8 protein-coding genes and 1 pseudogene are annotated in these 11,607 nt (G+C 57.7%); 3 read left to right on the top strand and 6 right to left on the bottom strand.

Features of this window, described 5'->3' with window-relative positions; genetic code table 11:
• Positions 1-79: 79 nt before the first annotated feature.
• Positions 80-955: an SDR family NAD(P)-dependent oxidoreductase gene (locus NW842_RS01510; protein ID WP_414417335.1), complete on the bottom strand. Its 876-nt coding sequence runs from the start codon at positions 953-955 to the stop codon at positions 80-82.
• A gap of 304 nt (positions 956-1,259) precedes the next feature.
• On the opposite strand from NW842_RS01510, the gene NW842_RS01505 reads away from it, so the two are divergent.
• A complete protein-coding gene (locus tag NW842_RS01505) occupies positions 1,260-1,769 on the top strand; it encodes a hypothetical protein (RefSeq protein WP_414342192.1) in 510 nt (169 codons plus the stop codon).
• 22 nt (positions 1,770-1,791) lie between these two features.
• Here NW842_RS01505 and NW842_RS01500 read toward each other — a convergent pair whose 3' ends face one another.
• Positions 1,792-4,317 (bottom strand): DNA gyrase/topoisomerase IV subunit A, encoded by a 2,526-nt coding sequence (locus NW842_RS01500; RefSeq protein WP_414417334.1) that lies wholly within the window; start codon positions 4,315-4,317, stop codon positions 1,792-1,794.
• A 164-nt stretch (positions 4,318-4,481) separates the two neighbouring features.
• Here NW842_RS01500 and NW842_RS01495 point away from each other — a divergent pair, with 164 nt between their 5' ends.
• Positions 4,482-5,876, top strand: coding sequence for a phosphoglucomutase/phosphomannomutase family protein (locus NW842_RS01495; RefSeq protein ID WP_414417333.1), 1,395 nt, complete (start codon positions 4,482-4,484; stop codon positions 5,874-5,876).
• Between the two features lie 463 nt (positions 5,877-6,339).
• Here NW842_RS01495 and NW842_RS01490 read toward each other — a convergent pair whose 3' ends face one another.
• Positions 6,340-7,026, bottom strand: a complete 687-nt coding sequence (locus NW842_RS01490; protein ID WP_414417332.1) for a hypothetical protein — start codon at positions 7,024-7,026, stop codon at positions 6,340-6,342.
• Between the two features lie 80 nt (positions 7,027-7,106).
• Positions 7,107-7,874, bottom strand: a complete 768-nt coding sequence (locus NW842_RS01485) for a hypothetical protein (RefSeq protein WP_414417331.1) — start codon at positions 7,872-7,874, stop codon at positions 7,107-7,109.
• 321 nt (positions 7,875-8,195) lie between these two features.
• Here NW842_RS01485 and NW842_RS01480 point away from each other — a divergent pair, with 321 nt between their 5' ends.
• Positions 8,196-9,665 carry a hypothetical protein gene (locus NW842_RS01480; protein WP_414417330.1) on the top strand — a complete coding sequence of 490 codons (1,470 nt, stop codon included), beginning with the start codon at positions 8,196-8,198 and terminating at the stop codon, positions 9,663-9,665.
• Between the two features lie 74 nt (positions 9,666-9,739).
• Here NW842_RS01480 and NW842_RS01475 read toward each other — a convergent pair whose 3' ends face one another.
• Both NW842_RS01475 and NW842_RS01470 read right to left on the bottom strand, forming a co-directional pair.
• A complete protein-coding gene (locus tag NW842_RS01475; protein ID WP_414350049.1) occupies positions 9,740-11,296 on the bottom strand; it encodes a phytoene desaturase family protein in 1,557 nt (518 codons plus the stop codon).
• 104 nt (positions 11,297-11,400) lie between these two features.
• Positions 11,401-11,607, bottom strand: a pseudogene (locus tag NW842_RS01470) (RNA-guided endonuclease TnpB family protein); the annotation flags it as partial.

Here is an 11,607-nt window from a genome sequence, read left to right as displayed (position 1 = left end):
GGAAGGCACAACCCTACCCCCGCAAGGATGAGCTCCTGAGGGATCCCTGCCCCATCCGATGCCCGCCACAAGCCTGCAGTTAGGCCGAGCCGGGGGATCCCAGACCATCCAGCCCATAGACGCGCCGCCACATGGAGTCAGCCAGAGCAGCGGGCATGAGCCGCATCAGCCCCAACGCCACCTTACCCCCCGTGAAAGCGGTGTAGCGGTCGGAAGGGTGAGGATCGGTCATCGCCCTCAGGATCGGCTCCACCACCTTCTCCACCGGCCAGGCCATTTTGTTAAACGAGCTGGCCAGATCGGCGGTCTTGTCCAAGATCGCCTTGTAGGGGCCGTTGGGGTTGACAACAGCGGCAAAGGTTTCTTCCGCCACGCGGCCAAACTCGGTGGCTACCGGCCCCGGCTCGATCAAGATGACCTTGATGCCGAAGGGGGCTACCTCCACCCGCAACGCATCGCTGAGGGCCTCCACAGCAAACTTGGTTGCGTTGTAAACGCCGCTGAAAGGCATGGACAGCTGGCCGGCCACCGAGCTGAGGTTGAGGATGCGGCCACTGCCCCGTTCCCGCATTTGGGGCAAGAGGGCACGGGTGAGAGCATGCAGGCCAAATACATTCACCTCAAACTGGCGCCGCATGGCCGCCACATCCACCTCTTCCACCGGCCCCATCTGGCCATAGCCGGCGTTGTTCACCAGGATATCCACCCGGCCAAAATGATCCAGAGCCTTTTGGGCCAGTGCCTCCACCTGGGCCGTATCGGCCATGTCGGTGGGCACCACCAGCGCCTCCGCTCCCCGACTCTCCACCAAGTCTTTGACGTTTCGCAGCAGCCCTTCCCGGCGGGCCGCCAGCACCAAGCGAGCCCCGCGTTTGGCCGCCTCCAGAGCGACGGCTTCCCCAATTCCAGCAGAGGCGCCGGTAATCAGCACCACCTGATTTGCAAGTGAAGGCATGGTTTCTTTTATCCAAACTCTCCACCATCCTAGAAGAACGACTGGGATCCCTGGAGAGGGGCAGCTCCGTCTTCCGAACTTCTGGATTCGGCATCCGCTATCATGGCTACATTGGGTAAACCCAGAAAACAGCCGGGACAAAGCCCGATAGACAGGTCTCTGCTTGGGCTGAAGTCCTATGGTGCTTTGATTTAAAGTAGAGAGTTGTGTATAGGGTGCAGCGACTGTGAAGTACTTCTGCAGGCGAGTTGGCCGAGGTCGATCTCTCTCCCCGGAAGAGCGTTGGGTTGTTACTGAGGTTCGATTGGCTCAATTGCTCAGGGCAGCGGAAGCCAACTTGCGGGCCAATTCTGAGTTGCGCCAACAGCAGCAGGAGCAGCAAAAGCAACTGGAAGCCGAGCGCCGCCACAGCGAAGCCCTAAGAGACTCGACCGCCGATTTGCGCACCAGCGTGATGGAGCTGCGGGAAGGACAGGCCCTTTGGCAGAGCCATGTGGAAGAGCTGCGCTCTTGTCTGCGGGAGCTGCTCAAGGAACAAAGCGAACTGGTGCAGATTGTTGCCCAGCAGCAGCACATCCTGAAGGATTGTCAGGAAGTCATCCGCGCCATGCTGGAGCAAATGCGAGATGACCACCGAGACTTCCGCTCTGCCATCAGCATTTTGCTGGAGGAGCTGCACCAAACCGTGCGCTGTTTGGTTATCAGGTCAGGTGGCACCCTACCCAAGCCCGTTCGCCATCCCGAAGTGCCGGAGACGGATCCCGGCTCCCCGCCGACCGATTCGGCCTCGCCTGGGGAAGGCTCTTCGTCCTAGGGATCTTCTGCTCCCCCAAGAGCTATCCCACATCGCCTTCCGGCAGCCACTGCGGCCAGAACAGGCGCAACTCCCTGACCCGCTCCCCTTTGACCAGGAGGGATCCGCCCCCGGAGCGGCTTTGCAGCGGGATCTCGGCAGGAGAGAAGGAGTACACCTGTTCAGACTCCGTGATCACATCCAGTTGCAGATGGGAAGGCCTCTCCAGCTCGGGGGGGAGACCCACCAAGCCCACCAGCACATCCCCTCGGTCGGAGAAGTGAAAGGCCGGCGCGCCCACCGGACTCCGCTCCAAGATGGGGATCTCCTCCAGAGACAAGCGCTTCAGATAGCCCGACCGGCTGGCCAGAACCAGGATCCCTTGGGAGGGCACCAGCGCCATACCTGCAATCTGTTCGGTGCGCCCCAGGCGCAGGGCCGGCGATCCCATAGCCGCTCGACCCATCAAAGGGATCCCTTCGGCAGCCAGCCGCAGCACCCGTCCCCCTGAAGTAGCCAGGACGACGCTGTAGCCTTGGTGGCCGGGATCCCAAAGGGCTGCCCAGCCCAGCTCATCTCCCTCCTTTAGTTTGAGGACGGTGGATCCCCGTTGGGTGAGGCCCATCAACTCTGCCAGGGCCACCCGCTTGATCCGCCCCTGCCGGCTGAGCACCACCAAACTTGCCTTGCCCGGATCCGGAGCCAACGTGAAGGTGGCGACGATCGGCTCAGGGTTGGGAAGAAGGGTGAGCAGGGGTACCCCCCGTGAGGACCCAGTGCTGAGGGGGATCCCTGCGATGGGCACGGTAAAAGCCTTGCCGCCGGCGGTGAGCACCAAGATTTCCTGCTCCAGCGTGACGCATTCCAGGCCGACCAGCACATCTTCCCCCAGTTCCCGTTGCGCCGGGTTGCTGCGGGAGCGACGGCTAGGCAGAGGCAGGCGGCGCACATAGCCCTTGCGGGTGAATTGCAGCAAGAAGTGGGTCTCTTCCGTCTCTTCGCCGCTGGGGATTTGGGCCACTTCCGCTTCCAGCTCCGAGGCCGAGAGGATCTGGGTGCGCCGGGGATCCCCGAAGGTCTTTTTCAGGTGTCGCAGCTCTTTTTTCAAATAATTCAAGAGCTTGCGGCGGTCGCTGAGTAGCCCCTGCAGTTCTTCGATGCGGGTCTGCAACTGGGCGTGTTCCTGGTGCAGCCGTTCCCGCTCCAATCCCGTCAGGCGACGCAGAGGCATGGCCAAAATCGTCTCTGCCTGCTGGGGGGTACAGCCCAGGCGAGTTTGCAATTGGGCTTTGGCCGTGGTGCCATCGGGCGCTTGCCGCAGCAGCTCGATCACCCCCTCCAGATCCGCCAACGCCAGCAACATTCCTGCCACCTCTTCCGCCTTGCGCTGCACCTGCTGCAACTCGGCACGGAACATCCGGTTGAGGGTGGCCTCGCGAAATTGCAAGAAGTGTTGCAGGATGTCCTTGAGGCTGAGCTGCCGCGGTTCCCCGTTCACCAAAGCCAGCAGGATGGCTCCAAAGTTGCTTTGCAAAGGGGTGAGCTTATACAACTGCTGCAAAACCGCCTGCGGGTTGGCTTCTCGCTTGAGCTCCACCACCACGCGAATGCCGCTGCGATCCGACTCATCCCGCAGATCGGCGATGCCGCTGATGCGGTCTTGGTTGGCCAGCTCGGCCACTTTTTCGATCCAGGCGGCTTTGTTCACCTGGTAGGGAAACTCGCTGATGACTAGAGCAGGCCGCCGGTGGCGTCCTTTGCCCGGCTGGATCTCCTCAAATCGGGCTACCCCCCGCAGGGTGATGGAACCGCGCCCGGTGAGGTAGGCTGCGCGGATCCCTTGGCTGTCTAAGATTTGGCCGCCGGTGGGAAAATCCGGCCCTGGGATCCACCGCAACAGTTCCTCAGGGCTGAGGTCGGGATGGTCGATCAAAGCCAACAGGCCATCCACCACTTCCCCCAGGTTGTGGGGTGGGATATTGGTGGCCATGCCCACGGCAATGCCGGAAGAGCCGTTGAGCAGCAAAATGGGCAATCGGGCCGGGAGAACGGTGGGCTCCGCCTGGGATCCGTCGAAATTGGGCATGAAATCGACGATCTCTTCCGACACCTGCTCCAGAAGCGCTGTGTGGCTCAGCTCCGCCAGCCGGCACTCCGTGTAGCGCATAGCCGCCGGCGGGTCATCGTCCACCGAGCCGAAGTTGCCGTGTCCCGCCACCAGGGGATAGCGGCTGGAAAAGTCTTGCACCATGCGCACCAGCGCGTCATAAACTGCCTGATCCCCGTGGGGGTGATATTTCCCCAGCACATCCCCCACCACCCGTGCGCATTTGCGGTAGGGGCGATCCGGCGTCAGGCCCAGCTCGTGCATGGCGTAGAGGATGCGGCGGTGTACCGGCTTGAGGCCATCCCGCACATCCGGCAAGGCCCGCCCCACGATCACGCTCATGGCGTATTCCAGGTAGGAGCGCTGCATCTCCCCCTGCAAATCGGTTACAATCACCCGACCCAGACGGGATCCCCCATTCGATCCCAATCCCAGTCCGTCGAGAGTCAGTTGCTGAGTCATGGCACACAGGAGCGGAACGCTTTCCAGGTTACTCTAGCCGCTTCTGCGGCCCCTGCGAGAGGGATCCCATCTCAGAAGGAGTGAAGAAGTTGAGAGCAGACCGAACACCGAAACGCCTACCTCGTGCTATGACTTGAAGCGGCAGCACCCACCGCAACACCACTATGGCCGATACCCCGATCCGTTTTGGCACCGACGGCTGGCGAGCCGTGATTGCCGATGCCTTTACTTTCCAAAACTTGGCCCTTGCCGCCCAGGCCAGCGCCCAAGTGTTGGCCCGCACCTACCCCGGCGAAGGGATCCTGGTCGGCTACGACAACCGCTTTCTTTCGGAACGCTTTGCCGCCCACACTGCTGAGGTGGTGGCCCGCCTGGGGATCCCAGTTTACCTCTCCACCTGTGTGGCCCCAACGCCGGCCTTTAGCTGGGGTGCTAAGGAGCGAGGCTGCCATGGCGCTTTGGTGATCACCGCCAGCCACAACCCCCCCCACTATTCCGGCCTCAAGGTCAAGGGGGGATTTGGTGGATCCGTGCCCCCGGAAGTTACCGCCGCCATCGAGCAGGAGCTGCAAAGCCTCCAGCCTCTTGGATCCCACAAGGCCCCCATCCACACCTGGGATCCCTGGCCCGGCTACCTGGCTCAGCTCAGCCGCTTTGTGGATCTGGAAAAGCTCAAAGGATCCCCGGCCAAGATCTGGGTGGATGTCATGTTTGGCTCTGGCGCCGGTGGCCTCAAGCGCCTACTGGGGGAGAAGGTGATTGAATTGCAGGCCCACCGGGATCCCTTATTTGGGGGATTTCCCCCTGAGCCTTTGCCGCAAAACCTGCAGGCTTCCGCTCAGATCATCGCAGCGGATCCGGCCCCCTTGAAAATGGGCCTGGTCTTTGATGGAGATGCCGACCGCATTGCCGCCCTGGATGGGCAAGGCCATTTCCTCAGCCCCCAGATCCTGATCCCCATCTTGATCGACCACCTGGCCGGGCGACGCGGCTTGCGGGGCGAGATTGTCAAAACCATCAGCGGCTCCGAACTGTTTGTTAAAGTTGCACAGCACTATGGCCTACCGGTTACGGAAATGCCGGTGGGCTTTAAGTACATCGCCGGGCGCATGATGAGCACAGAGGTGCTCTTGGGTGGAGAGGAATCGGGCGGCATCGGCTACTTGGGCCACATTCCCGAGCGGGATGCCCTGCTTTCGGCCCTGTATCTCATCGAAGCGGTTACGGAAACCGGCCAAGATCTCAGCACCATCTACCGGGCTTTGCAGGAACGGGAAGGGTTCACCTCTGTTTACCTGCGCCGCGATCTCCACCTCGCCGATCAAAATCAACAAACCCAGCTCTTCCAACGGCTGCAAATGGATCCCCCGGCTGAGATTTTGGGGCAGAAGGTGATCAAATATTTCGACAAAGATGGCCACAAATTCACCCTCGCCAACGGCAGTTGGGTGATGATTCGCGGCAGCGGCACCGAGCCTTTGCTGCGGCTGTACTCAGAAGCGAAAGACCTAGAAGCAGTGAACGCCCTCCTGGATTGGGCAACATCATTGATAGCTTAGTTCAGAACCGAATATGAGCCCTACCATCTGATTCCAGAAAGCACCGACCAAGCACTCCTAGCGCCTGGGAGAGGCACCTTGGCGTATTTGCATTTTGCTAGGACAAACCTTAGCCGCTCCCTAGCTTTATACAGACTTTTGAAGAGTTGTAGAGCAATCTGTATTGAATTGTGAACCCATCATTCATTTTCCCAGAAATCCTCTCTGGCCAAGACTGCCTAGTAGCTACTCGTCTTAATACTCAGACTGGATTACTATAGTGATTTTGGAAGGATCCCATGATTGAAATTTGAGGACTGAAGACAGTGAAGCATGGCCACTTTCAAGGAAGATAAACTCAGCTTCTCGTTGAGAAGCTACGGCAAAGAGTTGAGCTAGAAAGATGACTGATTACTTGATACTTGGATTGATACTTGGAGCTGCAGAGACTTAATTGCGATGAAATTTATCGTACAGCTTTAAGTTAAGCACCTCCGCCTTGAGTTACTACAATAGTTATATTTCCTACGGCCAGCTGTCCAGTGGCATCTACAGCTGAGATTTGCAAATCATAAATTCCAGGGAAAATAAATGCAGCGTTGATAAAAACTTGATTGTTGATAAAATCAAAGGAGAACGAGGCTGTGAAAGTGCCATTTGGATTAGTAATCGTGGGTGACGCAGGAGTTGGATCAATTTGAACGTTAACAGTAATTGGTGAAATGCCGCCAGAAATTCTTGCAACAATTGCATTAACATTGGCTGTCCCAGAAATTAGACCAGAACCAAGACCAGTTCCTGTATTTACAGGGATTACAGTATCGATTCGATCTCGACCGGGCAAAATAGAGACCGTCAAGACTGGGGGAATTGGAGCAGGAGCTACAGGCCCTTCAGCGACAATCGGAGGAACAGCATCAGGGGTAACAACTGGGTCAATGGTCGGTGCAGAAACAGGCCGAGGGATTCCTGGCGTGGGTTGAGCTGCAGCTACAGGACTAGATCCCACGTTGGTTCCACCTGTTTCAACAGTTGGGTTTTGCACAGGGATGATTGGCCCTGGCAAAAAACTTGTAACATTTTTATCCTTAGCCTGTTGACACCCAATAAGAGTCAAAGACATCAACACAAGCGAGGTTCCACCTATTGCCAGTGTTTTAAACTTAATCATCACCACACCCTCTCACACTCACTGAAGTTCTCAACTAAGCCTTTAACTCATTTGGCAAGCCATTGCTGGGATTACCTTCTCTACAGATTTCCACAAGCAGGAATCTGAGAGCCACGAATTTCTGTTCGGCTTTCTTCTCCACTAAATATAGAATCGTCAACTCTTAGCACCTGACCAAAACTATCACGAATAGTTAAGATGATCAGAATGTCATCACCAGTCAGCTCGTCTGTGATCTGAACCTGCCCCTGTGCATCAACTCTACGAACGCCACGAATGGCTTTAGAAAGAATTCTGAGATCATTAAAGTAGCGGGGATCCGTCGGAAAAGTAAAGCTAAAGGTAATTCCCGTCGCATCAAGGAATGTATTTCCTCTGCCAATCAATAGATTCTTAAATTGTTCTAAAGCAGTTGGGAGTATAACATCTGTCACGTCTGTTCCACAGGTGATGTTTAAAACCTGTACATCAACGCTAGCAATGGTCCCACGCACGATCAAACCAGTTATATCGATCTTATAGGATAGCGAGGCAAACTCCTGATCGGCATTGAAGCCGCTGTTTGGATTTGTCGAATCAAATTGAGGCGGATCCGGTAGGTCGGGCTGGATGGGCGGCGGGGTGATGGGGGCGAAATCTGGACCAGGGCGGAAGGTGATAGGCGTGAGATTGGGGGCAATCGTGGGGGCAACGGCCACAGGAGGAGGCGTGGCACCGCTAGAAGCCAGTAGAGGCGGCACCCCGCTGGTGGTCTCGCTACTGCAGCCGGTAATCAGCGCAACCGAAGCACAGGTTGCCCAAAGAGAGAGGCCGCCACGGCCAAGGGCTGAGCCAAAACGTCGTCTCATCGAAAAATCTCCACTCACTTACACCACAGCAAACGTCTTAGGCAGCGTCCAGCAGGGATCCACCGAGCTTGCTCAAGTCTTATGCATCTGCACAATTTCAAGGGGGATGCCTGCTGTTAGTTCTACTGCATCCTAGAGCGTTGTCAAGCGAGCGGCAGAGCAAATGCAAGAAATTGTTCTGGAAATGGCCCATCCTCTATCTGTGGTGTATCATGGCTTCGAGCAGGGGTGGTGAGCCTACCTGTAGCGTTTGCGCCAGGTGCCGCTTGCTCTATTTTGTGCATGCATTTGCCTAGGTTTGGGTGTGTGAGGAAGTGCCGTATGAACTTCAAAGGTCGCTCGTTGGCGGTTTTGTGTGGAGTCTTGCTGCTAGGCGGCTGCGGAGAAGTTAATGAGTCTCCGACCTTGCCTGGGCCCGTCCAGGTAGATCCGGCTGCCTTTGTCTCGGCCCAAGAGTATCGCTTTACCCCCGGCTCGGTGCTGGAGACCACCAGCCTCCGCTTGGACTATGTCAATCCGAGGTTTGACAACGGGATCCCTGTGCGCACCAACCCCCTCCAAGGCAGCGGTGAAGCTCGCATCGCCAATGTTGAAGCCCGCATCTTGCCTGTGAACGAGATCCCAGCCAGTGAGCTGACAATCGACTCCACCCTTCGCTCCAGCACGCTGGCCATCCAAATTGGGCGAACCACACCGCTGGTGAATATCACTGCCTTTGGACCCAACGACGGCAGGCTATCTACGCAATTCAATATCGCCGGGCTGGTTGCAATTTCGACCCTCCCCAACGACCAGCGCATTCGGGTGAACACCACCTTCAGGGCTATCCGAGATGACCGTACTGTTTTAACGCTCACCGTGCGCCGCATTTTGGTGAACAGGAATGGCAATCAGGTCGTTCTCGAGGGAGATTCTTCTCTCATTGTCCCTACCACAGGGGTACTCTATGAAGATCCTGGCCCTAACGGCGACCCACCAGCAGGAAGCTTTGTCAACCCTCCTCCACCTCAAGGTCCTGTAGTCGCTATTCTCCAAACGGGCAATTTCTCCGCGAGCTTTGTGGTGCGGCAGCGAGGTGTTGCGGGCGATGGCACTCCTGAGGATGCCTTGGCTCTCTTTGCCCGCCTGAACTTCCGGCCCAACCAGGCGGAGATTGTCTATCGCCCTGCCCAGGTGGGTACGCAGTCGGTACTGTTTGCTCCGGATCCCACTCGTCCAAACATCTTGCCCAATCAGTTGGTTCGCATCCGCCGCTTACTGAACGGTCGTGTTCAAGCGGAGTTTGATCCGGCCAACACCAGCACAGTTCTCAACTTTGTGCAGGTCAGCCCCCCACCGCGACCTTTCCCCACCCCAATTCCCCAGTTACCTGTTCCCACTCGTCCGGATGCCCCAACAGCCTTTGATTACTTTTTCTCATTGCGCACAGAGCGCTCTACGGGTACCTTGCCCGGCTCGCCTGCGGAAGGAGACAACCCTCAGCCCGTTATCCTTCAAGGCATTGTGCCCACCACAGGAGATTTCGTCTTCCGCACCCTAGCCGGGGCGCAGTTGGCGGGGCCGTTTAACCGGCTTGATATTGGTGGGGGAACACAAAGAGGAAATCTGAACCTTGTCTTCGATTCAACGACCTCTGCTGAGCGCATTTCCGGCCAGTGGTTTTTGGAACAAGAGTTCCCCACCGGCAACATTGAAGATGGGACGGCAAATGAACCAGGAACTCCTGCTAGCCAGGAAGGGGCCATTTTGATCATCCGTGGGTTCTTTGAGGGAACTGAGGTGCGGCTGTAATCCAGCCAGCCCGTTTGATCCCCAACCAGGAATCCGTTCCGGCTTGGCCCTTGTGGCTGAGCCTTTTTTGTCCGTTAAAGATTTGGCAGATCGCTGAGCACCACCTGCGCGCAGTTGTGGCCAGGGATCCCGGTCACTCCGCCTCCTGGGTGCGCTCCTGAACCGCAGAGGTAAAGGCCGGGAATGGGGGATCGATAGTCGGCCAGGCCGGAGATGGGCCGCAGGTTGTAGCTTTGATCCGGCGTCATTTCCCCGTGAAAAATGCTGCCCCCCACAAGGCCGAAGCGGGCCTCCAGATCCAGGGGCGACAACATCTGCCGTGCGATCACGGCGTTTTTAATGTTGGGGGCAAATTGGGCAATTTTGTCGATTACCCGATCGGCAAATTCCTCCCGTAGGCCATCGTTCCAGTCTCGCCCTTTGGGTTGGTAAGGCACAAACTGGCAGAAGCAGGAGAGAATGTGCTTGCCTGGGGGAGCCATTGTCGGGTCGGTGGGGGATTGGCTGTAGATCTCGATAAACGGATCCCGGGAAGGGATCCCGTACTTGCAGTCATCCCAAGCCCGCTCCAGATAGGCCACCGAGGGGGCAATATCCACTGTGGCAGAGCTGACAACTTCTGGGGGCACTTCAGCAGGGGCCGCCGTGTAGCGGGGCAGTTCCTCCAGGGCCAAGTTGAGCTTGTACACCGGGCCTGAGGTGCGGTAGTGCCGTTCTAGCCGGTCACGCAAGTCTGGGGGCAAAGAGGAGCAGAGTCGCAAAAAGGTGATTTGGGGATGGGCATTGGAGAGAACCGCCCGCGCCCGCACGGTTTCCCCCGATTCGAGGACGACTCCAGTAGCCTGCCCACTCTCCATCAAGATCTCCGCCACTGGAGCAGACGTGCGGATCTCCACCCCTAAGTCCAGAGCTGCCTTGGCCATCGCTTGGGTAATGGATCCCATCCCACCGCGCACATAGCCCCAGACCCCACGCGAGCCAATGGCCCGACCTACCGCATGGACCAGCCAGATGTAGGGCGTACCTGGAGTCATCGGCCCGGCTGAGGTGCCGATCAAAGATTGGGGAGCCATCGCCGCCTTGACCTGCTCCGACTCGAAGAATTCATCCAAAAGATCGGTGGTCGAGAGGAGCATGATGCGGCGGAAATCGTCTTCATAGCCAGCAGCTGCAAAGCGATCCGCCAGTTGGCCCAGTGAAATCGGCGGCTGCATCAAAGTTGGCTCCACCACCTCGTTCACCCGATCCCAAAACTCCTCCCAGCGGTCGTAGGCTTCCGCATCTTTGCGGGAAAACTTGGCAATTTCCGCCTTGCTCTTGGCGCGGTTATCGGCATACAGGAAGAGGTGCTGCCCATCCGGGAAGGGCATGAAATAGGAAGGTTGCTTGGCGTAGACCTCAAAGCCATAGTCCGGCAGGCGCAGATCGCGGATGATCTCCGGGCGCAGCAAACTACAGGAGTAGGAAGCCACCGACACGCGAAAGCCCGGGTGAATTTCTTCCGTAATGGCAGCACCACCAACGGTGTGATAGCGCTCCAGCACCAGCACTTTTTGCCCCGCTTTGGCCAAATAGCAAGCGCTCACCAGCCCGTTGTGGCCGGCCCCAATCACCACCGCGTCGTAGCTCATCGACAATCCTTTTGCAAATGCTTCCCCACCCACAATACTCCTGCCAGCCAAGATTCGATCTGCCGGCAAGGGATCCCTGCCTTAACCGATGGAAAAAACGTAAACTACCCGACCCTGACTGCTTCGCAGTACGGGGCGGGCTTTCGGTAGCCCTGCAGTTGGCAAGCCAACCACGGGCCTCTAGGCTGGTTTACGACAGCCCCAAGCTTGGCAATCATGTTGGCCCCATTCCAGTCCGCATCCCCTTCCCATCCACAGTGCCCACACTTGAACGACTTACCACTGCGATAGGATTGCGCAGGGTCGGGATG

Source organism: Synechococcus sp. R55.4 (assembly GCF_047461935.1).
Taxonomy (GTDB): domain Bacteria; phylum Cyanobacteriota; class Cyanobacteriia; order Thermostichales; family Thermostichaceae; genus Thermostichus.
This window is presented reverse-complemented; position numbering and strand designations above follow the sequence as displayed.

Excerpts from the sequence above, each read along its gene's own strand:
- NW842_RS01485 (WP_414417331.1), bottom strand. The coding sequence starts at position 7,874 with ATGAGACGACGTTTTGGCTCAGCCCTTGGCCGTGGCGGCCTCTCTCTT.
- NW842_RS01495 (WP_414417333.1), top strand. The coding sequence starts at position 4,482 with ATGGCCGATACCCCGATCCGTTTTGGCACCGACGGCTGGCGAGCCGTG.
- NW842_RS01475 (WP_414350049.1), bottom strand. The coding sequence starts at position 11,296 with ATGAGCTACGACGCGGTGGTGATTGGGGCCGGCCACAACGGGCTGGTG.
- NW842_RS01480 (WP_414417330.1), top strand. The coding sequence starts at position 8,196 with ATGAACTTCAAAGGTCGCTCGTTGGCGGTTTTGTGTGGAGTCTTGCTG.
- NW842_RS01510 (WP_414417335.1), bottom strand. The coding sequence starts at position 955 with ATGCCTTCACTTGCAAATCAGGTGGTGCTGATTACCGGCGCCTCTGCT.
- NW842_RS01490 (WP_414417332.1), bottom strand. The coding sequence starts at position 7,026 with ATGATTAAGTTTAAAACACTGGCAATAGGTGGAACCTCGCTTGTGTTG.
- NW842_RS01500 (WP_414417334.1), bottom strand. The coding sequence starts at position 4,317 with ATGACTCAGCAACTGACTCTCGACGGACTGGGATTGGGATCGAATGGG.